The organism is Paenibacillus sp. LS1, from assembly GCF_026013365.1.
Taxonomy (GTDB): Bacteria; Bacillota; Bacilli; order Paenibacillales; family Paenibacillaceae; genus Paenibacillus.
On sequence record NZ_JAPDOE010000002.1, the window covers coordinates 275,944 to 297,851 of the forward strand.

Sequence of the window (21,908 nt, forward strand, 5' to 3'; positions counted from 1 at the left end):
GTTAGCGACGCTGCATAGATAGGTTGTGAGGCGATTCTTTGGCAGGCTCGAATATACTTGATATCAGCTCTTTATCCTATCACATATGATGTTAACTATTTCCTCAGTAGGTAATAGACCATCAATAATCAGATCTGAATTTGGTTTTATTGTCTTCAACATACTTTCATATCCACTTCTCCCGCCAGATAAATAAAGACTTAAATCATCTAAAATAGCTTCTGCATTCTTGTTACTAAAATCTCTTAATATTCTTCTTGCCATTGCTATATCAAGAGGTGTATCTATGAAAATAGTCAGATCAATATTTTTCAATTTGTCGTGTAACCTTGCAAATGGATAATCCAACAATATGAATTCCGTTCCTTCTGAAGAAATAAGATTTCTCAAATCAGAAATTAGTGGCTCTAGGTTCCACTCATTACAATCAGCGCCTCGCTCAACCCAGTTAACAACATCGTCGGGTCCTTTTAAATCATACTCATCGAAATATAAGATCGTCGAATTATTTAGCACTTGGGTTAGACGTGACGTAATAGTGGTTTTCCCTCCCCCTGATACTGCTGCAATAGCAATGATCTTAGGCTTTTTAATTCCCATTGTTCCTCAGCCTCCTGGAGTAAATCACTGGATGTTTTTTTCCAATTTCAAGAGTTTCGTCTAACGTTCAACTATATTTCTTTTTTAATATTTCTAAATACTCAAGTGGGACTTCCGTAATTTTAGAAATGTCTGATATTTCAAATCCTAGTTTCAGAGCCCTTCTTGCAACCTTCAAGTTATGCTTCACCTTAGTAATCCTATCTTTAAGTAACATGTCCCCAAAATCCAGATAATCATCAGCAATCTCACCATTCAAAAAGAACTCTATGTCATAGGTTCCTATATGTTCTTCTACGTAAAATATATTAACCGAACAAAATACCACAGTTTCTGTTGTGTTAAAACTATATTTCAGATATATAGCACGCTCTTGAATAGTTATATATTCATCATATAATTTGCCCATAAAAGTATTGTGATAGTCGTCTTTGTTTTCATCACGCCATTTCCTATAAGTCTTCCAATATTGATCTTTCGTACGTTTCATCGCATTATACTGCTTATCCCATTCAAGTAGAATTTCTTTATTCACCCAATCACTTCCTGACAAAATTATATGCACCCAAATAGATCCTTTTTATATGGTTGCTGATTCACGATAACGTTCCTGTGTTCATAAACCCGAAGGGGTGTCTGCTGAATTCCCTCTTCCTAATCCATCCCACAGCTTGAATACATGTTATGCGCCGTTACTCTCTTCGAAGCATCACCTAAAACTTGTGATTAAGATTTCAACTCTATTTTTTACTTTGGTATAAAAACTCAACTTCACCATCTAACAAATATCGATATTCAAATAATTGCATCGTTCTTTCCCTAATTCTCTCCCGTATAACCGTGCCTAGGCTTACCGATCCTTTTGATCCAAGGTAACTAAATGTCTTCTCTACAAATTTTGTTTCCTTTAAGTGATACTGTAACCATTCTTTCTGCGATTCAATTAGTGCTTCTCTTGGTTCTTCATCCAACTTAGAAAGAAGCTTTTTATATATTTGATTCAACTCTTTATTCCAAATCTCTGTATATTTGCTTTCCAACGCCCCCCATCCCATTGTTGTAATAATCTCATTTGAATTTTGAGCCTCATTAAATTCCACTTCATAATCATGATCTATAGGATTTCGAAGCATTTCATCATAAAATTCTCCTTTCAATTCATAGTTCCCAATGCTCATGGATAACACTTCATTGTTAGAAGCATCTGATCGACCTTCAGTTATTTCTTTCAATTCCGTTCCATTACGTGTACTCACTACATCAGGAGGCAGTTCAGAATTCATTATTGATTTAGTTTCGCTGTTCAAGGTAGTCAATTGACTACTATTTTGGCAGGATGAAAACACTATCGTAATAAAAAATAATAAGAGTATCTTACCTTTCATAAATTAATCTCCTTTAATGGCGCATAAAGTTACTGTATCCACAACGTCCCACTGACTTAAGCAACCAATGGGAGCGGCCGAGATGCGGTTAGTCTGTACGGATGTATCCGCTGAATACACTTCCCTGCCATTCCCCTTCGGCGGACTGAGGAGCCTTAAGGCTCCGAAGCACGCACGGATATGATGTCTCACAAACTCCCTCGAACTATGCCCTCAAAGTCCTTAATGAGTCCTGTTGCTTTCCCAATATTATTTAATCCCCATTGAGCATATTCTTTCGCGTCCCTATCATTACCTAGAAATTTATGCGTTCGTGCAATTAACAAAACCAACCTTAAATCAAGTGGAGCTCCAAAATCTTCAATTTTCTTAGATCCAGATATTATCTCGGCTAATGAAATTGATGTAATCATCCTAGGGAAATCATTGAATTGAGAATAATAACTCATTCCTTGATCCAAAAATAACTGTTTCATTTCATTTATAGTAACTATTGCATCATCGTCTGTTTCTCCGTATTGAAACCATCTTTCACGTTCCACTGAAAAAAATCTCTTAAACCAATTTGGATTTTTATTAAGACGTTTTCTGAACTCACAATCATAGGTCGTGATTTCATTTGAAGACTTAAATTCACCAATAGAATTAGGGAGAAAATCTAGATGCACCCCCATCTCCATAACACAAGATCCACCGGATTTATCTGCCTGAATCACCAGAGTATAAATAAAGTGATGATCAGTTGTCTTAACAAAATGATGATCGGTTCCCATAAACCCAACCTCATGTAGTTTTGGAGCAAAATACACCCTAATTAGCTTTCTAAAATCTTTAGTATTCACGTTTTCATATCCTTTGTGAGATTTCCGATAACGTTGTTTTATTCACAAACCCGAGAGCTTAAAGAACACAAGCGACTGGGTCGAAGACCTAGCATCGTAGGAGTTGTCTGTTTGATACGAATTCCTCGAAATATCTCTGGCAGACCAAGGGGCGTTAGCTCCGCAGCGTTAATATTAGTTATCGGATGTTTTAGTCCCATTGAGCAACCTACAAGTTCTTTCCATATTCATTAAGTACTTTATTTACAAATTCGGTCTTCCCATCCGTATAAGACTGACGATTTTCTATATATTTAATAGCAAGTTCTTTCTTTAGATTGGCATATTTGACTACATATTCGGGATTGCCAATTAATGCATCTCTGAAGGATATATGTCTTAATAACTCTTTGCTCTCTTTATTACAAACATATAAATGATGTTCAGGTTTCTGTATTTTTACTGTGCTATAAGGAACATTTGCATCTTTTCTTGCAAAAGCTTCTCTGTTCTCAACACTCAAATTACCTTCATGATAGTAACCTAAACTTTCTAATCCTTGAATTACATCTGGAAGCAAGTCCATAGAATCAATTACTACATCAATATCTAAAATAGGTTTTGCCGCTAGTCCAGGTACTGCGGTACTACCAACGTGCTCAATTCTTAGTACTAGTTCTCCGAGTATATGTTCTATGATGGATTTCAGATCAGAAAACATTTCAGGCCATTGATTGTTGTAATCTTCAATAATTATTGTTTTTTTACTTATCCTTGAGATGCCCCCAAAAAATAAAGTATTTACGAACCCTCACTGGCTTAAGCGCGTAAGCGCAGGTACGACGGACTTAGCCAGTGAAGGGCGATATGTATTCTCTTACACAAACTAACCCACTACTCGATATTTCAATACCCAGCTCTTCCATACACTCGCGACTTAAAGCCTGTTCCAATGTTTCGTTCTCTTCTTGAGCTCCTCCAGGCAGTACATAATAAATACCTATATTTGCTCTTCTTTTCTTTATTAATAAAAGATTGTCATTCTGGATAATCAATGCTCGTACTGTATTTCGAATCATCTAGAATAGTCTCCCTCCATACAATGTCTACATCACTTTCTCAGAACGTTCCCGTATTCACGACCCAGCGAACGCTGAGTGTCCAGCTTATGCCGGGCCCATGACGAATGTCCGTAGCGTGAATATTATGTTATAGCATGTGAACATCTTCTCTGATTAAGTCACTCAAAAATTCATTTATTATCTACGCTCTTCTATTATCCATGAGTATTTACTTGCTATCGTATTTGCAATCTCTAAGATCGCTTTTTCTATTTTAATATCAATCATTAACGGTATATCGATTTCGATTAAGTTAATCTCCTCTACGCCCTCTAACGTATCAAAAGCATAGCCGCCATTAGTATTAACCAAAATCCCTGTAGCTACTACTGACTCACCATAAATGATTTTGGAGAACTTTAAGTTACTTATTTTCTTAAACCCCAACGATTGAGTGACGAATTGTTCAATATCAATGGTTTTTATTTTCTTGATATAATTCTCATCGGAATATATTTGTAAAAAGTCATATAAAAGAAAATCAGACATCTTATCGTCACCTCTTCGTTTATACCTTTAAATAGATTGAATTGTTTCTGGCTTACTGTTTCTTCGATTTTACATAGGTTTTGTTGATTTCCTATTCTTACCTTAATCCATTTATATAATGGTTCTTCTATAAATCTAATAAGTCCTTTTTGCATTTCTTAAGGCTTTCTACCAGTTCATTATAGGTAAACTTAATGCTTACCGGATCATCTGACCATACTAAGGCGTAATCATCAAAATACTGAATTCTAGGAGACGGGTCATGCCCAAGCCATGGACATCGTTTTGTATTGACGACGTCCTGACCCCTTAGAGTTGCTCCTTATAGTTGTGAGGCTTGCGGAACACCTAAATTCAGTGACGTCCCGACGGGCTTAGGGGGCTGGATGTGGTCACTCGCTTCTCCGAGTCATCAGTATCGTCAATATATTTTTAGCCAAATTAATTTCTTGAGGCAGCCATTGTATGTAAGGCGTTCTCAAAATAGTGATATACTTCATCTGCAATTCTCAAAAACTCTTCAACAAGTACATTGCTACTATCCAGGTAACAAGCATATAGATACTCAACTAAAGCGGAGTTAATCTCACAATAGTTTAATATGGCATTCTTCATCTTAATGATTTCATCTTCCCATACCCCTGTATCTTCTAAAATCAAAGAGTATAATGCACGAATTAATCTCTTAGAGTACCCTTTAATATATCTAGTTTTCATTGAGTGATCACTAACATTAGAAAGTGAACGATGTACACGATCTACTTCCTCCTTGGTATCTGTATTTAAGTCTAAAATGAATTCTGGAGAAATTATGATCGGGGGTACTTTTTCACCAATGTCCTCCCCATGTATGCAAACACAAATGATCTTAATCCAAAAACCCCAATCATTCGGTCTACTTAATACATCATCAATCGAGCAAATGATCGTATCCATCTTAGTGACGAATGGATATTCTTCCAAAAGCCTGTCTTTAATCATTGACAATCTTTCGTAATCAATATCTTCGGGATTTGCACATACAATAGTAAAGTCTGCATCTGACTTATAAGGTTTAGCTGTTCCTTTTGGAATCGAGCCACACATATAAATACTATGAATCTTACCTTTAAATTCGTTAAGTATATGACCTATATACTTATCAACCAAATCCTTATATTCACTTTGTATTGCAATTCTATTTATAACTTTTTCTAATATCATATAGACTCCTCCTAAACTATGAGCTTCTTCGAGTTATTTTCAATGAATTTACAACTTTCAATGTGCTTGGTTTATTAAGATTGAGATATATTCTTCATCTTTAAGCCTTGTCACTTTACAGTTCTCATTGCATTCAAATTCTACTATTCTCTCTTCAATTGTTTTATTAGTACTATCTTTAAATATGTCCTCTCGATCATAGTGAGGAAAAATAAGTTTGTCGGTTACACCTAATGCTTTAAAATCCGTTAAATTCATGGTGTTCATCTGTGGAGTAAAGAAATCGACAATGTTAATACTCGGCCCCAGTAATAACGTTCCTGCACTTACTCCAACGATAATTACATTCTGTGCGGCCAGCGTTCTGATAATTCCATCAGCACCACTTTTCTTAGCATAATACAATAATGTACATGGATTCCCACCATTGATATATATAACATCTCTATGTAAGAGAATTTGCGGATCATCAAATTCTATATCTACAAAATTGATATGCTGAAATCCCATGTCCTTAAACTCTTGCAATGCTCTTTGTGCATATCTATTCGTTTCTTTTGAAGGGGATGCTGTTGTAATAATTGAGACTTTTAATTTAGAAATATCTCCATCAATAAACTCCAGAAATTGATTTTTAATATCTTCAGTATAAAAACCACAAGAGGTTAGTAACAATCTACTCATTGAAATCCCCGCCCTTAACTAATAGTTTATCTAATCTTTATGATTTAATTAAGCATTCACCTGATTTCTACTAACTTTGTATATTAGCGACCCGACGCATGTCGGGTGTCCGTCGGACCAAGGGCGTATGCCCGCAGCGTGAATATTATGTTAGCTGGAGTTAATGACTCCTATGAAATACCTTCGAGTTCTAACGACCTTCTTCTTCATTATAAAAACATTCTCCATTCTTACATCCATATGTAATTTTCGAGTCAAAGTCTTCGTAATATATGACTTCATTAAAATCAGAAGGTGTGGTTTCTTTAATTTTCTCTAGCAAAGCTTTGGAGGCTTCCCTTGCGGTTGCTTGGTTTTCCTTTTCATCATAACCAATCGCAGGTCCTGAAGGACCTTCATAAACAGTAAAGTACCACTTACTTGTATCATCGCTTACTTCAATTAAATAATAGTACGCATCTTCAGCATTATCTGACTTATATAACGGTTCACCAAACAAAGTAAGAAGCGATCCTCTAAACTTCGCACTTTCTTCACCCGCAATAATGCTTGTATCCAGAAATTTTGAGGATCCTAATGTTTCATCTTCTTCAGTCATAGCTTTATAGGTATACATTTCATTAAGTTCCTCCTTCAAAGTACTATCATTTATTGCATCATTTTGTTCGGAGCTCCTTCGCGTATTATCCGAACAGCCCAACAGAACTACTAAAATCAATAAAGTTATTAACTTATACATGTTTATCCTTTCTGGAAGTTAGTAAAGGTTTATTAAGTTTCTTCATTAATTTCAGCTAACGTTCCTGTATTCATAAACCCCAAAGGGGTTGTCTGCTGAAATCCCTCTTTGATATCCTTCCCGCAGACCATGGCTCCATCGGAGCCGCAGCGTGAATATTATGTTATAAGATGTGGGTGTCTTCTTCGATTAACTTTCAAAAAATCATTTTTAGTTTTAAAGTTTGATTGTAACATTATGTTCGATAAGCACTTCTAAAATATTCTCAATTATTTCGCATTCAGCAAATCCATTGATTTCAATCGTAAAAGGTGGTTTCACACCAAAGCCTCCGCACAAGCAATCTGACAAGCTGTCCAGACATCCGCCGAAATACCCCCCGGGGCCATTGATGGATTCACCCAGCGCAAAATAAAAAGAAATCTTATCTGTGATATTTCGACCATCAACATAATACGTTTGATTAATGTCCTGAATATTACTGGAGATTTTACAACAATTATTGCGATTTCTGATTATCCCCATCCAGATCTCGCGCTGGTGGTTAGTAAATTGAGACCAAATATTGTTTTGTTTTAACTCTCTACCAAGATCCCAGAGTCTTAGAATTTCCATAGAAAGAGCAATTGGAAGATAACCAGCAATATTAACATCTCGCCCATCTTTTAAATCTGAAGAAGTAAATACTTTCTGAGTATTCAATACAAAATAATAATTACCTATCTTATTACCACAATGATCTAAAATAAGTATGTATAAATTACTTATGGGATACTTTCGGTTTGAGCAAATCTGTTTAAAGTCAGCGCTGAAATGAAAATTAATAAAACTGAGATCGTAGTAATCCCCATCCGCAGTTTCACTAATGTTCGTTTCTAATAATCCAGCAATATTATCGCAATGTCCGATAATTAAACTGCCATCCTCGTCGAATAGACTATATTTGTAATTCATAGATTTACTCCTATGTATTTTCATTAATTATGATTTACTCTTTACGCCGATTTCTTATAACGTTTGTGCATTCCTGGCGTTCAAGCAGCTTAAGGACCGTAGGTCCGGGTCGTCAGACTTAGCTGGTTGAATGTGTCGCATGAAATCACTACTTCGAAATCCCCCTTGGCGACCAAGGAGCGTCAGCGACGATGCAGGAATGTTATGTTAGGTGATGTTTCTGACTTCATTCATAAACATAACTGGTCTATATTTCAAATCTTATTTTGATAAATATGACCTAAAAAATCATTCTGAATCTGTCTCTGTAATTTTTCAGTTAGTTCAATTAAAGGTTCAGCTACCTCATTAGGTTTTATGATTTCTTCAAAAAGTTCTTGATCTGTTCTCCCTGGAATCCAAAAGTTCTTAAATTTCCAAATTTCTTGTGTAGATCTATCCCATTCCTTATACAGTTTTTCACAATCTACCTTGTACTTTTTAAGAATTATTTCTCTCTTCAGAATGTACAGCCATAAATCCTCTATGCTCTTATCTTCAATAATCCCCCATAAATCTTCATTAAATTCTTCTTGCGACTTAGCTCCAAATATCATCCACCTTAATTGTCCCTCAAGACTTCGCGTCCTTTGCAGCAGTTGTTTAGCACTAAATATCTTTTCAATTAACTCATCACATGTTTTTAGATTTAATTCTCTTTTAAATTTTTCAGTGTCATTCTTTAGATTAGCAACTCGTTGTCTATTTACATTCCAAAAAGTAATTACTATAGCTAGTAATGAAAAAAATAACGCGAAAAGCGAAATTACTGATTTTAATGTTTCACCATCGAGCTGTATTAATTTATCCCACAAATTAGTTCCTCCATTTTCAGAAATTTCACCTAACGTTCCTGTATTAACGACCCGACGCATGTCGGGTGTCCGGCGTATGACGGGCCAAGGGCGTATGCCCGCAGCGTGAATATTATGTTAGGTGATGTACTGCTCTTCTTTGAGTCTTCTCGCATAAGGTCTTAGCTATAAATGTATAAGTCAAAATCAATTTCTGCCCCTAGATCATAAATAAACTTTATTGTGTCTTTATTTAGATACATGGCAGGCTTTACGTTGTTCTCAATATTAATTACAACTTCGAACTTACATTCAAGATTGTTCTGTTCAATTAACTTTACGACTTGATCTTTTTGATCCTGAATTAAAGCTTTAACCTTATTGATTTGATCATTGATATCAAAAGACTCTTCATAGTCTGTGGATATTTCCCAACAAGTTTCCTTACGAACTAGATCTCTTCGTATTGGATCGCCTTTAAACCATGCTCTTGTAGGATTAATTAATAATGTGTTTGTAATGATATTGGGGTCAAATTGATCGCCAAATATACTGAATTCGACTTTTACATTTGTTCTTTCCATCTTGAAATTCTCCTCAATTTATATGTTCCGCAGGATTTCACCTAACGTTCCCGTATTCATGACATTCAACGTAGTTGAATGTGTCTGCTGAAGCGCTCCCATGAAATACTTCCAGCAGACCAAGGCTCCGTAAGGAGCCGCAGCTTGAATATTATGTTATACGACGGAATCCCATCTTTGAGTAACCAGCAGATATCTCATCCCATCATTGATCTGCTTTATGTTCCAATAGATCTCCAGGCTGACATCCCAATGCCGTACATAATTTATCAATTACTTCTAACGATACATACTCATTCGTATTAAGTTTTGCCATCGTTGCCGATGAAATCCCCGTCATTTTTAATAAATCTTGTTTCTTAATATCCCTGTCAATCAGTAATTTTTGAAATGGTTTATAACTTATCATCTGGTATCCCTTCATATCCGAATTGAATTTTTCTTTAATTATATGAAAGTATATTTTCTTAATCAAAAATATCTTTGATATGTCTTGACTAAGAATTTCATTATGATAAAATAATGTTCAACAAGTTAAATTTTTATTCGTAAAATAAAATATAACGGACGGTGATCATTCATGCACAATTCTTTAGAAGTCTTACTTGATTCGTTGATTCGTAATCGAATTGAAGCCTTATATAGCGATCTTCTCAAGAACAACTCCATCTATAATCAATTCTCATCCGATCGGAATCTTTACTTCAAACAGTTACATGAACTTCTACCTCAGGATATGCATAAAACTCTATTTCTTTACGATGATGCAGATCTTTCTGTTCAAACAATCCTAGAACGTGAAATCTACTTACAAGGTTTTAAGGATGCTCTTCAATTACATAATGAATTAAATGTAACCTCTAATTGAGCGCCAAACGGCTCTTTTTTCATTTGATTCTGTCGTATAACGTTCTTGTATTCACGAACCCGAAAGCCTTAAACGACGGTAGGGAGTGGGTCGAAGACTTAGGCTTGCAGGGTTGTCTGACTGCATGCGCTTCCTGCTAAATCTCCAGTCAGACCAAGGGGGCGAATGCCACACTGCGTGAATATGTTGTTATACGACGATTCGGACTACCACGATTACACTACAAAATTTTCTTGAATCCTAAGTCCTTACATATGACAAATGACTTTCCTAATATTGCTACTTTTAATTCTTCATGATCTGATTTGAGTTGTATTATGTTTGGATTAAGATGATTCCTTTCTAGCACTTCCTTGTATGTTTTAATAATTGTCTCTGGTCCTTTGGCCAGAAGTCCCTGTTGTTGGTTTAGGAGCCATTCAAGTGATCCATTCATAAAATGTTGAAATTCAATCCATTTGTCTGTCACTTTTTGATGTTCAATTAATAGTTCTCCAATGACTTTAAAAACTTCATTTGATACCCCTTTGAAATATAATTCATTCGTTGGTTCAAGATATTCGAGTAATAATGGATGATTAGTCTCCAGTTCTATATCTTCAATAAAATCTAAAGTAATTTTATAATCTCTAACTTGTTTAAATTCAACTTCCCATTTTTGAATGAACAAATCGGTAAAATATAAAAAAACATGGAACTCAACGATTAAGTCTTCACCGGTCTCTTTTGTGATGACTGGACGAAGATAAACGTCATCTTCAAATATCGCATTTTGAAACTCCTTTTGAAATATCTGATAAATGGTTCTTCACCAACTTTCCCGAATTGTCGTATAACGTTCCTGTATTCACGACGCGAGCCGACCTTAGATAACTCTTATCTTAGGTCGGCTCGTGTGTCGTCCGGGTCGGGTTATCTCCTATGATTATACATCTGGACGACCAAAGGGCGTAAGCCCCGAAGCGTGAATATAATGTTAGGCGATGCCGCATTGAACTACTTACAAAAATCCATTTCAATATAAGGGATATCCTTCTCGATATTATTCAAATAAAATTTCAATGCTTCCTTGTCCCAATCACTCCAGTTGTTATAATTATGAAAATTATAACTTCTATAAATCGCTGAAACTACTCCAAACTGTCTAAGATTAATAAAATAAGGTATTAATTTCAAACATGCATTATCAATTGTATTTTCTTTTACATACCCATCCATGAAATTATAATAATACCTCTTGGTTATCTCTAACCTTTGTTTTCCATCTACTACCCAAGGGATCGGAATTTCATAGAATAAAGGAATAGCAATATCACTAACAAACCAACTGTATTCGGCTTCATCAAAATCAATAAAGAATACATCATCGTCTATGTTCAAATAATTCCCATGATTTAAATCTCCATGGATAATTCCATATGAATCAGTATTCTTGGGAAGCCGGCTGAGTTCATTTTTCAGAATTTCGTATTTGTCAATTACATAAGATAGTTCCGCGGGTAAATACTTTTTCATATTGATAAGGAACTCTTTTTCATGCCATTGTCTCCTGTTTAAATCATCAATTGGATTTAATTTCTTTGAAAGATTATGCATTCTTCCTGTATAATTACCAACTCTTTGATAGAACAAATTGCTTTCTTCAGCAATTCTAGCCTTTCGTCCACTAGAAAACTCAAAAGAAGTTGCATAAAATTCCCCATTATCTATTTTCTCTACAAATCCCCCATCAATAGAGTTCACAGCTTTTGAAACAGATACATTATTTTTAGACAAGTAATTAATAAAATCAATTTCAGATAAAATCTCTTCTTCACTTCGATGTGATTTATGTGTTACCCGGAGAACAACACTTGTTTCATTTGACTTCCCAAAATAAACAAAGTTTTGAAATCCTTCTAAATCTTGAAGACTTGATTCAACAATATTAAACTTTTGAGCCGCCTCATTAAGCACTTTCCAGGTAAAAAGCTCTTTAACATGCTTTTCCATAAAGTTTCTTCCTTTCTCTTCGCAATTTCGCCTAACGTTCCTGTATTCATGAACCCCCTAGGGGTTGTCTGCTGAAATTCCTCCTCGAAATCCATCCGCAGACCAAGGTTCCGAAGGAGCCACAGCATGAATATTATGTTATATGACGTGGGCTCTTCAATGAATAGCTTTCAAACATTTGGTTCTTATTTAATATTTTATTCTATTGGTTTGTTCATATATATTGACCATTCCATTCTTCTTCATCCACATAAGTCTATTGCATTCAGGACATTCATAAATTCTTTCAGTTAAATTAATAATTCTTTCATCAGAAATAATTAATTCTTTCCATTCTTTTGTTTCACTATTTGGTTGTAATTCACTTAAAATACTCCTATTATTTTCTGTTTCCAATAATTCTTCGTAGTCTCTATCTCTTACAGTCAGAAAACCATCGTCAGGTATATTACTTAAGTTATGTATAAAATCTCCGCATGGACAGTACAACCTTGGCATGTAATCAGTTCCTTTTGTTTATTTTTTTATACTCTCTAAGCCCATGTCATATAACGTTCCTGTATTCATGAACCCCGAAGGGGTTGTCTGCTGAAATCCCTCTCCGAAATCCATCCCCGCAGACCAAGGCTCCAACGGAGCCATGGCTTGAATATTATGTTAGCCGAAGTTATTGTCTTCCTCGAGTTAACCACTCAAAGCCTTATCATCCCTTCTCTCCATAAAGCCAGAACGACATCCATTTGTGAATTGTACTTAATGTCTTGATCTCCAATTACTTCTTTCCATAATGCTCTTTGATTTATGTCCTTATCATTATCAATCTCACCCAATATTTTTACTGCCTTTAACCCGTATCCTTTATTCTTTTTTGAATTTGTGTAAATTCCACTTGGAATGCCTTCGAGTAAACCTTCTTCGCATAATCCTAAAAAGGTGTTTTCCGGGCATCCTTTTTTCTGTGAAGAGCTACCTTCACCAAATATTTGTATTGTTACTTCTTCCCAAGCCTTCTTTGGACTATCTTGTTTATGTTCAATAAGATATTTGACGGTTCTTACAGCTGCCTCACCATATTTCCCCATACTAATCCTTCTTTCTTTTTACATTCACAATAATTTTGGCTAACATCATATCTACGAACTTCGTAAATACCTCTCTTTTTAACGAATATCCGAACTACATATAATATAACCCATATTAATCCATCTGCGAAGTCACGAACGTACTCAAAAAAGCAGCCCGAGTAAACTGTCCTATATGTTAGCTATATAACTAACACGTAGGATGCAGTTCACACCTGGGCTGCTCTTTCCACACTCAACAATAGAAGAATCGCCTATAACCTTCAGTGATCAAACTTTTCTCCCCTTGCTCCCCTTCACCTAAAACATTTACTTCGCCCCGCTACTCCACACAACACGCTCGCTCATCGCTTTATGCTGTGCAATCAGACAAAGTTCTGCCGCTTTGAATGCATGTTCCTGCGTCATGGCTGTCTCGGTTCGATCCAGACAATCGCGAATCAGCTGACCGAAAAACGGATAACCGACCTTGCCCTTCACGCTGTAGCGAAACTCGCCTTCATGGTTTACCAGATAGACCTGATCACCTTCCGGTTCTCTCGCTACATCGATATACTTCCGCAACTCGATATAACCGTCCGTTCCCAGAATAACGGTACGCCCATCGCCCCATGTGCCCAGACCATCCGGTGTGAACCAGTCCACTCGGAAGTAACCGGAAGCTCCATTATCACCAATCAGAGAAGCTTCGCCGAAGTCTTCCAGTTCAGGGAACTGTGGGTGATTGAAGTTATGCACCCGGCTGAAGCCTACCTCAGCGTCTTTACATGATGCAAACGTCAGAAATTGTTCGATCTGGTGACTCCCAATATCACAGAGAATGCCGCCATACTGCTCATGCTTGAAGAACCAGTCAGGTCTTCCTCCAGCATTTAAGCGATGCGGGCCTGTGCCCATAACTTGCACTACTTTGCCGATTGCCCCTTGTTCAATGAGCTGCCCCGCATAGATCGCACTTTCTACATGCAGTCGTTCACTGTAATATACCATATACTTCTTGCCTGTTCGCTTCACTTCTTCTCGTGCAAGCTTTAATTGCTCCAGCGTGGTGAACGGGGCTTTGTCTGTAAAATAATCCTTGCCTGCGGCCAATACTCTCATGCCAAGCGGTGCACGATCTGAAGTGATCGCTGCACTTGCCACCAGCAACACCTCATCATCTGCAAGCACTTCAGCTTCCGATGCTGCGACTTGAGCCTGTGGGAACTGCTTTCGAAATGCCTCTACTTTCGCCGGGTCTGGATCATACACCCATTTGAGGGTAGCCCCGGCCTCCAACAATCCCCCAACCATGCCGTAGACATGCCCATGATCCAAGGCTACAGCTGCAATGGTGAACTCACCCGGACCACATACGACCTCTTTTGTGACACTTTTCGGTGCATAGAACATCCCGTCTTTAGCCATGTCATCCCATCCCCATTATAAAATTTTTAATAAAATGAATTCGTCTAACAAATCGTCTTTATTTAAACGTCTGACTCAAATCAGCAGGTTGACTGCCACTGAATGCCTTGTCTTTCTTTGTCGTGGAACCAGCAATGCGTTCTTGCAAATGCTCATAGAACAGATCCTCGTCGATCGGCAGATCCACCCAGTTATCCGTCCAAGTAGACAGCAGCATAGCGTTGGATAATGTTAATCCGTGTATACCATCTTCACCGGGAGCAATGAGTGGTGCGCCTGTACGAATCGAGTCAACCCAGTTGCGAATCAGACCCGGATGCCCCGTTTCCACACCTGTAATCGGAATTTCGCATTTCCAGCATTCTGGCTGTCCAAAACCTCCGGTAAACCGCTGATTGAATTCAGGCTCAGATTCCCGAAGTCGCCAGAACGTAAGTTTTCCGTCTTCGATCACGATTTTACCTCGGTCTCCGTTGACCTCAAATCGGTTCGTACCTGGTGCTTCACCAGTAGTCGTTACGAAAACACCAGTTGCTCCATTTTCATACTCCACATAAGCCGTTACATCATCTTCCACTTCAATGTTCCGATACTTGCCAAACGAACAGAAAGCACGCATTCGTACCGGCATCATACCAATGGTCCACTGCCACAGATCCAGTTGATGCGGGTCCTGGTTAATCAGTACACCGCCACCTTCTCCTGCCCAAGTTGCCCGCCAGCCGCCGGAATCATAGTAACTTTGGGATCGATACCAGTTCGTAATAATCCAGTTAGTACGCCGTACCTCGCCCAGTTCTCCCGAAGCAATCAAGTCTCTCAGTTTAATGTAGAGTGGGTTGGTCCGCTGGTTGTACATCATGGAAAAGACTTTACCGCTGGCTGCGGCCGCTTCATTCATCTTGCGTACCTGTTTCGTATATACACCGGCCGGCTTCTCGATCATGACATGCAAGCCATGCTGGAAAGCCTGAATGGCCTGTTCCGGATGATCGTAATGCGGCGTTGCAATAATGACTGCATCAATCGTACTCGAAGCCATCATCTGCTCAGCATCCTGCCAATAGGTTACCGTTGCCGGAAGATGACTGGATACCCAGCTCTCCATCTCTCTTCTTACATCACATACGGCGACCAGCTCTGCACCGGGTACTTCTCCAGCCACCAACGTTCTGGCATGTGCTGCTCCCATGTTTCCTATACCAATAACCGCTACTCTTACGATACTCATGACTGCTCCTCCTCGTCCACACGACGCTCAATTTCGGCGAAAACGTCTGCAAAATGCTGTAACATCGCCTTGGATTCCAAGGCACCACTAAAATCCTCAATTCCGTAGTATCCGTCATACCCGACGGCACGAAGATCCCGCACCATCTGTACCCAATCGACCATGCCTTCAGTCAGCGGCGTCCAGTGACATTTCCAGGCTGTATTCAGATTCACTCCGCTGCTCTTCCCAGTCACATTAGCCTTTTGTGATTCTTTCCCTTCTGCTTCAAACCACCCGGCATTTTTTACATGTACATGAGCCAGAAAAGGTCCTAACAACTCAAGTCCCATCCGATGATTCTCATATCCTTCATGCACCATATTACCTGGATCGTACAATACACCCACATGCTGCGGGTCCAGCGATTGCACAAGTCGATAGGCCAGTGATGCCGTTGGTGCAATGGTCTGATGATGCGTTTCTACGAGGGCCTTGATGTTGTACTGTTTAGCCAGCTCCTGTACTTCACTCAGGTATTGAACGGCTTTACGATACAATTCAGGATAGCTGGTCTTGCGATCATATCCCGGAACACCCACACGCATCATTGATGCTCCCAGCCCAGCCGCAGCCTGAAACGCCTGCTCGGTTGCAGACAAATCTCCACAGTTCAGATACGGCACCAGTGCGATGGATTTTCTGCCTTGCCCTTCCGCCGCTTCACGAAAAACTGGAATCTGTTCCTGCCAGCGGCTCGGATCTACCGAACATCGATTATTTCTCCAATAAGAAGGCTCCTCGGATATCGCATCTTCAGGAATTCCGCGGAATCTCCACTCGATTCCATCGATCCCTGCTGCTGCAGCAGCCGATGCCAATTCTTCTGCATTCAGATCAGGGGTAGCCACGGTGAATACAGACAGTTTCATCATGATTCATCTCCTTATGTAAACGCATTCATTTTATGTCGTAAAGGCATTGTATCACTCCACTGAACGTCACCATAGGGGAAAACACCAACAGATGAATGACAGATAACGAACAGGGCACATTCCCCATTCAGAGATAACTTCCCAAGAGGATGATATGTTCTCAAATCAAAAAGGACATCCTTGGAACAGATTCAATTCTGTTCAAAGATGCCTTGTACAATAATTATATATAGGATGTTTGAGGAAAAGGTTCCCTATCAGTTATCCAGGCGCAATTTCAGTAGCTGGTTCTTGTACTCGTCCAATTTGCAACCCGTGCCTCTCTCTCTAATCCCGGTCAAAGAACACGTGTTCAGCCTGTATTTTTCCCTGATCTATCGTCATGATGCCAAATGAATATTGCTTCTGAAAACGCCGATCCGTAGGCGACCCCGGATTAAATACCAGTGTGTTGTCCACGGTATGCATAACCGGGATGTGTGAGTGTCCGTAGATCACAGCATCCACATGCTGGCCTGCAAAGGTATGAATTGCATTCTGCTCTGTACCCTTTGACCCTAGATGACCGTGCACAAGACCCAGACGAAGCCCCTCCACTTCAACTATGCGGGAATATCCCAGTTTTTCAGCGATTTCGGACGGGTCCGTATTACCAGCTACCCCTTCAACAGGTGCATACTCACTAAGCAATGGATGTACACTCCAATCCGACCAGTCACCGGCATGAAGAATGAGATCTGCGCTCGGCAATACATCAAGGAGTTGAGTTGGTAACTTGCGTGATTTTCGTGAACAATGCGTGTCGGAGATTACTACAATTCTCATATAACAACCCACCTTTCCTTTAAGAGGTCGTTCAAAAAGTCCGCTTTTGATTACGAAGGATACCTAACGGCATCGCAGCATCGAATATGGAATTCAGCCGAAATGTCCGTTGCTCACGTAGTTTCCTACGCTCCGCTACTCCATTTCTAGCTTCATCCCATCTTCTTGGTACTGAAAACCACCCTTTTTGAACATTCACTTTTGTCTTTGTTGCAATCTACTCTGCCTGCGATGGGACAGCTAACATCTGGGAACTGGAACGTTCCATATCTTCAAGGGTAATGGATGCGAAGAACTGCTCCACCTTGGACTCTGCAACCTGATACAGATTGGTCAAGAGGCTGTCTATATGCAAGCCCACCTCACAATCAGGGTTACAATTGCCGTGAATCGGGAACAGTGGACCTTCATCCTTGGCTGCCTGATAGATCATCGCTAATGTAATCTCACTTGATGGCTTCGCCAGATAGAAGCCTCTTGTTCCAGGAGAGGAATTCACCAATCCTGCCTTTTTCAGCCCGCCCAGAATCCGTCTCACGACCACAGGGTTGGTATTCACGCTACCTGCAATATGTGCAGACGTGATTCGTTCAGGCGCGCTGAGTGACAATAACAACAAACAATGCACACTGACCGAAAAATGAGTACTCATGATTAACCACCTTTTTTAAACATTTTAAAGATCATCCTAGACATGCTGACATCATTCAGAGAACAGATCCTGTTCGGGACGTGCTCTGATCTTGAGTTGTCGCACACTGTATTCCAGTTGTTTCACAATATCATCCAGCTGTTTGCGATCAATCTTGGTCGGATCTTCCACCGGTTTCGCGGATGACTTAAGATCGCGGATCGTTAACTGCTGCTCTTGCCATTTGTCCATCAGATCTGCAATATTGGCATAGAAACGTTCGTAATCTTTGATGACCAGGTCAAGATAGGCGTCCACCTCATCCGGATCATAACCACGAAGTTTATAATTGAATTGTTTTTCATGAATCGATAATGCATCTAGCTGTACACCCAATTGTTTGAACAATTGTCTTTGTTTATCCAATCTTCGTTTCATATGTTCATCCATATTGACAACCTCCATTATAAGCCAAGCCATGGTTCATTTTTCCAGTGAAAAACGTACGGCATTTTCTCTCTCTATTTTTTATAACACATAATCCGTCAGATATAAAATGATACGACCCTATTCCTCACGAAAATGATTGCTTTTCATCCGATTCGGGTAAGGACACATACACCCCACAACGGGAAAGGAGCATGTCCTTATGAGTACTTTAACCAAAGATCAACGTCAAGAACTGAAAAACGCCCTTTTGGAGCAACGCGAAAACTTGCAGCGTCATTTTGAATCCAGCATGGAAGACGGTGCTCCGGCCCAGTCGCTGAAAGATTCAACCGGTGAGCTGTCCTCATACGATAACCACCCGGCAGATGCCGGTACCGAAACATTTGAACGCAGCCGTGATCTGGCGATCGACGATACATTAACAGACGAATTCAATCAAGTGAACGACGCATTGGAACGTATGGAACAAGGTACATACGGAACTTGTGTAACGTGCGGAGAAGATATTCCATTCGAACGACTTGAGGCTATCCCCTATACCGCATACTGTATTGATGACACGCCTAACCGGGAGATCAGCAACGATCGGCCCGTTGAAGAAGAAGTAATGACCATGCCTCCAAGTGGTGCTGGAGAAGGAAGACAGCGTAACGCCGGCAAGTTCGACAATGCAGATGCTTGGGAAGCGGTCGAAGAATATGGCACATCCAACTCCCCCGCCACTGCAGCCAAACGTGATGTGAAGGACTACAATGAGAACATGTAACGTGGTTATAGACTGTAACGGTTATGCGTCAAAATTAAAGCTGATTCAATAGGATTTACCACCGTTATCCTGTCTTATCACGCATTAAAAGCCGCCAATGGCGGCTTTTTCTAGTTTTCTCGAATGTGGTCTGCCACGTTTGCCGTTGCTTGTTTCCAGCGATAACGCTGAACACTTATTCCGACCGTTATTCTTCCGACTCACTACCCGATGATGCAGAATCCTGCCGTTTAGAAACAGATCGGGACGTTTTCGAAGTTGATTTGTCCTTACCGGAGGTAGCTTTCTTTTTCTCTTTTGCATCTGTCTTAGACACAGGTATTTTCACTATAGGTTTAGAGAGGGCAGAGAATAACTGAAAGACCTCATGTTCCCCTTGTTGATTCTCTTTCGTTGTATAGGGCTCACAGAGTTTTATGATGTTCTTATACAATTGCTCTACTTCCTCACGAGTTGCATACAACGTGATATCCGAGAGAAACATCCGGTCTTCGTTTTCCGCCTGATGCATGAATCGCTGACGACTTTGTTCGAACATTTCATTTAATAATTTGAGCGTTTCGGACCGAAACACCTGTTTTAATGGTGAGTTTTCCTTGTCTTCATCTTCATGTCGAAGATGGATCTCTCCAGTAAATGGTTCGTAGTACTTCGCAATAATCCCATTAATCTCCCGCGTGGAAACGATGGTGAGCAGACCAATTTTCTCCAACTTTTTCACATGATAGTGCACTTTGGCTGGTACCTCACCCATCTGATCGGCGATCTCTTTGACAGTAGATGGTCTGCCTTGCTTGTTAAACATATTCATAATCTGTATCCGATACGGATCGGAGTAAATTTTAATTTCTTCAATTGTGGAAAGAACTTTGTGCTGCATCCCTGTTCCTCATTTCCGGGGTACCTGTTGCCCATCGATGTCTCTATTATACCGCTGTGTCAGGGCTTCGGTCAAAACAAGACGGAGATGACATGCTACATAAAATCGGATAATGATCGCTTCTGAATGTACTTCACAACGCAGTTCGAAAACTTTTGCTAAATAGCAGCATACCTGCTGACATGGCAAGCATAATACCGAAGACGATAAACAGAACAGGCATGGTCATCCAATCTGCAAGTGCTCCCGAAACCAGACTTCCAAGTGGTGCAACACTCAAGACAAGCATACTCTGGAGGGCATACACTCTGCCTAGCATCTCTGAAGGGGTTACTTCCATAAGATAGGTAGCCAGCGGTGTCGTAGCCATTGGAATCCCCATACCCATCAGTAGACAAAAGGTCGCTGCAACCGGCAGTTGGAAGGACGTCATATAAGCCGGGAGTGCCGTCATCGCATAACTGAGACCCAACATAACAATACCGCTGATGACCAGCACACTTTTACGATAATTTGCTCCCCTTTGTGTCAACCACACACCGCTCAGCAACATGCCTCCCACCATCAGCCCACTGAGCAGACTTAATCCCCAAGCGCCAGCATGCAGCGTTTCAATGACATACGGTGTACGAAGAACATTGAACGGCATCAGGCAGAAATTAACGAAAGCAAACAGGATGGAGACGATTAGCAATAAGGCCTGTTTACGGAGAAAATGAAAGGCTTCCGCCATCTCGGAGAATATACTCCTTTTTTCGGATGGAAGAGAATCTATTTCAGTAGATGTTTTATTTTCATTGTTAGCAGATGTTGAACCTTCAGGATAGTCTACTCGACTCATAATTAAAGCACTTAGCGCAAACAACCCAGCATCAATCAAGATCGTCCAGGCAATGCCTATTGATGCAATGAGTGCACCAGCCACTGCAAGTCCTGCGAGTTCTGCCACTCTGGTTGCGGAAGACGACATGGCATTACCGGAGAGCAGCATCGATTGGGGAAGCAATCTGGGCACACTGGACACTTCCGCAGGAGTAGTGAAGCATTCCAGCAAAGAATTCAGAATCGTGATGACAAACAGATGCCACACTTCGAGTTGCCCCAATCCGAACAACAGAGCTGTAATCCCAACGAATAATCCGCGACCGGTATTGGTAATCACAATCACTTTTTTTGGAGACATGCGATCAACCAAAGCACCGGCGAACAGACCCAGGAGGATATTAGGTAAGAAATTCACAGCCAGCAACGTACCCATCAACACTTTCGAACCGGTCAGAATGTACACCATCCAGCTGTATGCAATCGAATCAATGGAATCACCAAATCTCGATACAACTCTACTGAGCATAAATTGCATATATGGCCTGATTCGTATTAATTCACCTATGCCTTGCTTGCCAACTGCTGTGCTATCATTCATGGCTTTCCACTCCCTAACGTTAAAAT

At 39.8% G+C, this 21,908-nt stretch carries 28 protein-coding genes; 2 read left to right on the forward strand and 26 right to left on the reverse strand.

All coding sequences use genetic code 11. From position 1 onward, the window contains the following. Positions 1 to 63: 63 nt before the first annotated feature. From OM416_RS10570 to OM416_RS10635, 14 genes are all read right to left on the reverse strand, one after another. On the reverse strand, positions 64 to 600 hold the full coding sequence (locus OM416_RS10570; protein WP_264929172.1) for a hypothetical protein: 537 nt from the start codon (positions 598 to 600) through the stop codon (positions 64 to 66). 67 nt (positions 601 to 667) lie between these two features. Continuing rightward, entirely contained in the window at positions 668 to 1,135 is a 468-nt protein-coding gene (locus OM416_RS10575) for a hypothetical protein (RefSeq protein WP_264929173.1), read from the reverse strand. 205 nt (positions 1,136 to 1,340) lie between these two features. After that, entirely contained in the window at positions 1,341 to 1,985 is a 645-nt protein-coding gene (locus tag OM416_RS10580; RefSeq protein ID WP_264929174.1) for a lysozyme inhibitor LprI family protein, read from the reverse strand. Between the two features lie 188 nt (positions 1,986 to 2,173). Continuing rightward, entirely contained in the window at positions 2,174 to 2,827 is a 654-nt protein-coding gene (locus OM416_RS10585; RefSeq protein ID WP_264929175.1) for a DUF4304 domain-containing protein, read from the reverse strand. Between the two features lie 208 nt (positions 2,828 to 3,035). Continuing rightward, positions 3,036 to 3,578: a GrpB family protein gene (locus OM416_RS10590; protein WP_413775788.1), complete on the reverse strand. Its 543-nt coding sequence runs from the start codon at positions 3,576 to 3,578 to the stop codon at positions 3,036 to 3,038. Positions 3,579 to 3,654: 76 nt separating this feature from the next. Next, the gene (locus tag OM416_RS10595) at positions 3,655 to 3,885 is read right to left on the reverse strand and encodes an NUDIX domain-containing protein (RefSeq protein ID WP_264929176.1); all 231 of its coding nucleotides are present in this window, start codon (positions 3,883 to 3,885) and stop codon (positions 3,655 to 3,657) included. A 180-nt stretch (positions 3,886 to 4,065) separates the two neighbouring features. Beyond that, the gene (locus OM416_RS10600) at positions 4,066 to 4,416 is read right to left on the reverse strand and encodes a hypothetical protein (RefSeq protein WP_264929177.1); all 351 of its coding nucleotides are present in this window, start codon (positions 4,414 to 4,416) and stop codon (positions 4,066 to 4,068) included. 441 nt (positions 4,417 to 4,857) lie between these two features. Then, positions 4,858 to 5,619 carry a nucleotidyltransferase domain-containing protein gene (locus tag OM416_RS10605; RefSeq protein ID WP_264929178.1) on the reverse strand — a complete coding sequence of 254 codons (762 nt, stop codon included), beginning with the start codon at positions 5,617 to 5,619 and terminating at the stop codon, positions 4,858 to 4,860. 57 nt (positions 5,620 to 5,676) lie between these two features. Further along, positions 5,677 to 6,303, reverse strand: coding sequence for a Type 1 glutamine amidotransferase-like domain-containing protein (locus OM416_RS10610; RefSeq protein ID WP_264929179.1), 627 nt, complete (start codon positions 6,301 to 6,303; stop codon positions 5,677 to 5,679). A 190-nt stretch (positions 6,304 to 6,493) separates the two neighbouring features. Then, positions 6,494 to 6,919 carry a hypothetical protein gene (locus OM416_RS10615; RefSeq protein WP_264929180.1) on the reverse strand — a complete coding sequence of 142 codons (426 nt, stop codon included), beginning with the start codon at positions 6,917 to 6,919 and terminating at the stop codon, positions 6,494 to 6,496. Positions 6,920 to 7,258: 339 nt separating this feature from the next. After that, the gene (locus tag OM416_RS10620; protein WP_264929181.1) at positions 7,259 to 7,996 is read right to left on the reverse strand and encodes a barstar family protein; all 738 of its coding nucleotides are present in this window, start codon (positions 7,994 to 7,996) and stop codon (positions 7,259 to 7,261) included. A gap of 254 nt (positions 7,997 to 8,250) precedes the next feature. Next, positions 8,251 to 8,850 carry a hypothetical protein gene (locus OM416_RS10625; protein ID WP_264929182.1) on the reverse strand — a complete coding sequence of 200 codons (600 nt, stop codon included), beginning with the start codon at positions 8,848 to 8,850 and terminating at the stop codon, positions 8,251 to 8,253. 161 nt (positions 8,851 to 9,011) lie between these two features. Further along, positions 9,012 to 9,413, reverse strand: a complete 402-nt coding sequence (locus OM416_RS10630; RefSeq protein ID WP_264929183.1) for a DUF4279 domain-containing protein — start codon at positions 9,411 to 9,413, stop codon at positions 9,012 to 9,014. A gap of 205 nt (positions 9,414 to 9,618) precedes the next feature. After that, entirely contained in the window at positions 9,619 to 9,822 is a 204-nt protein-coding gene (locus OM416_RS10635) for a helix-turn-helix domain-containing protein (protein ID WP_064639837.1), read from the reverse strand. 171 nt (positions 9,823 to 9,993) lie between these two features. Here OM416_RS10635 and OM416_RS10640 point away from each other — a divergent pair, with 171 nt between their 5' ends. Beyond that, a complete protein-coding gene (locus OM416_RS10640) occupies positions 9,994 to 10,281 on the forward strand; it encodes a hypothetical protein (protein ID WP_064639839.1) in 288 nt (95 codons plus the stop codon). Positions 10,282 to 10,501: 220 nt separating this feature from the next. On the opposite strand, the gene OM416_RS10645 is transcribed toward OM416_RS10640, so the two are convergent. The 10 genes from OM416_RS10645 to OM416_RS10690 form a co-directional block, all read right to left on the reverse strand. Beyond that, on the reverse strand, positions 10,502 to 10,951 hold the full coding sequence (locus tag OM416_RS10645) for a hypothetical protein (RefSeq protein ID WP_264929184.1): 450 nt from the start codon (positions 10,949 to 10,951) through the stop codon (positions 10,502 to 10,504). A gap of 326 nt (positions 10,952 to 11,277) precedes the next feature. Continuing rightward, complete coding sequence (locus tag OM416_RS10650) at positions 11,278 to 12,273, reverse strand: phosphotransferase enzyme family protein (protein ID WP_264929185.1); 996 nt, start codon at positions 12,271 to 12,273, stop codon at positions 11,278 to 11,280. 189 nt (positions 12,274 to 12,462) lie between these two features. Next, a complete protein-coding gene (locus OM416_RS10655; protein ID WP_264929186.1) occupies positions 12,463 to 12,771 on the reverse strand; it encodes a hypothetical protein in 309 nt (102 codons plus the stop codon). A 194-nt stretch (positions 12,772 to 12,965) separates the two neighbouring features. Continuing rightward, positions 12,966 to 13,355, reverse strand: coding sequence for a DUF6979 family protein (locus OM416_RS10660; RefSeq protein WP_264929187.1), 390 nt, complete (start codon positions 13,353 to 13,355; stop codon positions 12,966 to 12,968). Between the two features lie 309 nt (positions 13,356 to 13,664). Beyond that, positions 13,665 to 14,762, reverse strand: a complete 1,098-nt coding sequence (locus OM416_RS10665; RefSeq protein WP_264929188.1) for a Gfo/Idh/MocA family protein — start codon at positions 14,760 to 14,762, stop codon at positions 13,665 to 13,667. A 58-nt stretch (positions 14,763 to 14,820) separates the two neighbouring features. Next, positions 14,821 to 15,993, reverse strand: a complete 1,173-nt coding sequence (locus OM416_RS10670; protein WP_264929189.1) for a Gfo/Idh/MocA family protein — start codon at positions 15,991 to 15,993, stop codon at positions 14,821 to 14,823. Further along, positions 15,990 to 16,904 (reverse strand): sugar phosphate isomerase/epimerase family protein, encoded by a 915-nt coding sequence (locus OM416_RS10675; protein WP_264930680.1) that lies wholly within the window; start codon positions 16,902 to 16,904, stop codon positions 15,990 to 15,992. Before OM416_RS10675 ends, OM416_RS10670 begins: the two co-directional genes overlap by 4 nt. 330 nt (positions 16,905 to 17,234) lie before the next feature. After that, positions 17,235 to 17,732 carry a metallophosphoesterase family protein gene (locus OM416_RS10680; protein WP_264929190.1) on the reverse strand — a complete coding sequence of 166 codons (498 nt, stop codon included), beginning with the start codon at positions 17,730 to 17,732 and terminating at the stop codon, positions 17,235 to 17,237. A gap of 217 nt (positions 17,733 to 17,949) precedes the next feature. Continuing rightward, positions 17,950 to 18,384, reverse strand: coding sequence for an Rrf2 family transcriptional regulator (locus tag OM416_RS10685; protein ID WP_264929191.1), 435 nt, complete (start codon positions 18,382 to 18,384; stop codon positions 17,950 to 17,952). A gap of 51 nt (positions 18,385 to 18,435) precedes the next feature. Next, positions 18,436 to 18,813 carry a DivIVA domain-containing protein gene (locus OM416_RS10690; protein WP_024630343.1) on the reverse strand — a complete coding sequence of 126 codons (378 nt, stop codon included), beginning with the start codon at positions 18,811 to 18,813 and terminating at the stop codon, positions 18,436 to 18,438. 199 nt (positions 18,814 to 19,012) lie between these two features. On the opposite strand from OM416_RS10690, the gene OM416_RS10695 reads away from it, so the two are divergent. Then, positions 19,013 to 19,579, forward strand: coding sequence for a TraR/DksA C4-type zinc finger protein (locus OM416_RS10695; RefSeq protein ID WP_264929193.1), 567 nt, complete (start codon positions 19,013 to 19,015; stop codon positions 19,577 to 19,579). Positions 19,580 to 19,766: 187 nt separating this feature from the next. Here the strand turns inward: OM416_RS10695 and OM416_RS10700 are convergent, their stop codons facing one another. Both OM416_RS10700 and OM416_RS10705 read right to left on the reverse strand, forming a co-directional pair. Continuing rightward, entirely contained in the window at positions 19,767 to 20,459 is a 693-nt protein-coding gene (locus OM416_RS10700; RefSeq protein ID WP_264929194.1) for an ArsR/SmtB family transcription factor, read from the reverse strand. Between the two features lie 133 nt (positions 20,460 to 20,592). Next, the gene (locus OM416_RS10705; protein WP_264929195.1) at positions 20,593 to 21,882 is read right to left on the reverse strand and encodes an MFS transporter; all 1,290 of its coding nucleotides are present in this window, start codon (positions 21,880 to 21,882) and stop codon (positions 20,593 to 20,595) included. Positions 21,883 to 21,908: the final 26 nt, after the last annotated feature.

What these genes read in the sequence shown, in the direction of transcription:
- OM416_RS10570 (WP_264929172.1), bottom strand. Translation starts at nt 600, where the DNA reads ATGGGAATTAAAAAGCCTAAGATCATTGCTATTGCAGCAGTATCAGGG.
- OM416_RS10580 (WP_264929174.1), bottom strand. Translation starts at nt 1,985, where the DNA reads ATGAAAGGTAAGATACTCTTATTATTTTTTATTACGATAGTGTTTTCA.
- OM416_RS10595 (WP_264929176.1), bottom strand. Translation starts at nt 3,885, where the DNA reads ATGATTCGAAATACAGTACGAGCATTGATTATCCAGAATGACAATCTT.
- OM416_RS10600 (WP_264929177.1), bottom strand. Translation starts at nt 4,416, where the DNA reads ATGTCTGATTTTCTTTTATATGACTTTTTACAAATATATTCCGATGAG.
- OM416_RS10605 (WP_264929178.1), bottom strand. Translation starts at nt 5,619, where the DNA reads ATGATATTAGAAAAAGTTATAAATAGAATTGCAATACAAAGTGAATAT.
- OM416_RS10610 (WP_264929179.1), bottom strand. Translation starts at nt 6,303, where the DNA reads ATGAGTAGATTGTTACTAACCTCTTGTGGTTTTTATACTGAAGATATT.
- OM416_RS10615 (WP_264929180.1), bottom strand. Translation starts at nt 6,919, where the DNA reads ATGTATACCTATAAAGCTATGACTGAAGAAGATGAAACATTAGGATCC.
- OM416_RS10620 (WP_264929181.1), bottom strand. Translation starts at nt 7,996, where the DNA reads ATGAATTACAAATATAGTCTATTCGACGAGGATGGCAGTTTAATTATC.
- OM416_RS10630 (WP_264929183.1), bottom strand. Translation starts at nt 9,413, where the DNA reads ATGGAAAGAACAAATGTAAAAGTCGAATTCAGTATATTTGGCGATCAA.
- OM416_RS10635 (WP_064639837.1), bottom strand. Translation starts at nt 9,822, where the DNA reads ATGATAAGTTATAAACCATTTCAAAAATTACTGATTGACAGGGATATT.
- OM416_RS10640 (WP_064639839.1), top strand. Translation starts at nt 9,994, where the DNA reads ATGCACAATTCTTTAGAAGTCTTACTTGATTCGTTGATTCGTAATCGA.
- OM416_RS10650 (WP_264929185.1), bottom strand. Translation starts at nt 12,273, where the DNA reads ATGGAAAAGCATGTTAAAGAGCTTTTTACCTGGAAAGTGCTTAATGAG.
- OM416_RS10655 (WP_264929186.1), bottom strand. Translation starts at nt 12,771, where the DNA reads ATGCCAAGGTTGTACTGTCCATGCGGAGATTTTATACATAACTTAAGT.
- OM416_RS10660 (WP_264929187.1), bottom strand. Translation starts at nt 13,355, where the DNA reads ATGGGGAAATATGGTGAGGCAGCTGTAAGAACCGTCAAATATCTTATT.
- OM416_RS10665 (WP_264929188.1), bottom strand. Translation starts at nt 14,762, where the DNA reads ATGGCTAAAGACGGGATGTTCTATGCACCGAAAAGTGTCACAAAAGAG.
- OM416_RS10670 (WP_264929189.1), bottom strand. Translation starts at nt 15,993, where the DNA reads ATGAGTATCGTAAGAGTAGCGGTTATTGGTATAGGAAACATGGGAGCA.
- OM416_RS10675 (WP_264930680.1), bottom strand. Translation starts at nt 16,904, where the DNA reads ATGAAACTGTCTGTATTCACCGTGGCTACCCCTGATCTGAATGCAGAA.
- OM416_RS10680 (WP_264929190.1), bottom strand. Translation starts at nt 17,732, where the DNA reads ATGAGAATTGTAGTAATCTCCGACACGCATTGTTCACGAAAATCACGC.
- OM416_RS10685 (WP_264929191.1), bottom strand. Translation starts at nt 18,384, where the DNA reads ATGAGTACTCATTTTTCGGTCAGTGTGCATTGTTTGTTGTTATTGTCA.
- OM416_RS10690 (WP_024630343.1), bottom strand. Translation starts at nt 18,813, where the DNA reads ATGGATGAACATATGAAACGAAGATTGGATAAACAAAGACAATTGTTC.
- OM416_RS10695 (WP_264929193.1), top strand. Translation starts at nt 19,013, where the DNA reads ATGAGTACTTTAACCAAAGATCAACGTCAAGAACTGAAAAACGCCCTT.
- OM416_RS10700 (WP_264929194.1), bottom strand. Translation starts at nt 20,459, where the DNA reads ATGCAGCACAAAGTTCTTTCCACAATTGAAGAAATTAAAATTTACTCC.
- OM416_RS10705 (WP_264929195.1), bottom strand. Translation starts at nt 21,882, where the DNA reads ATGAATGATAGCACAGCAGTTGGCAAGCAAGGCATAGGTGAATTAATA.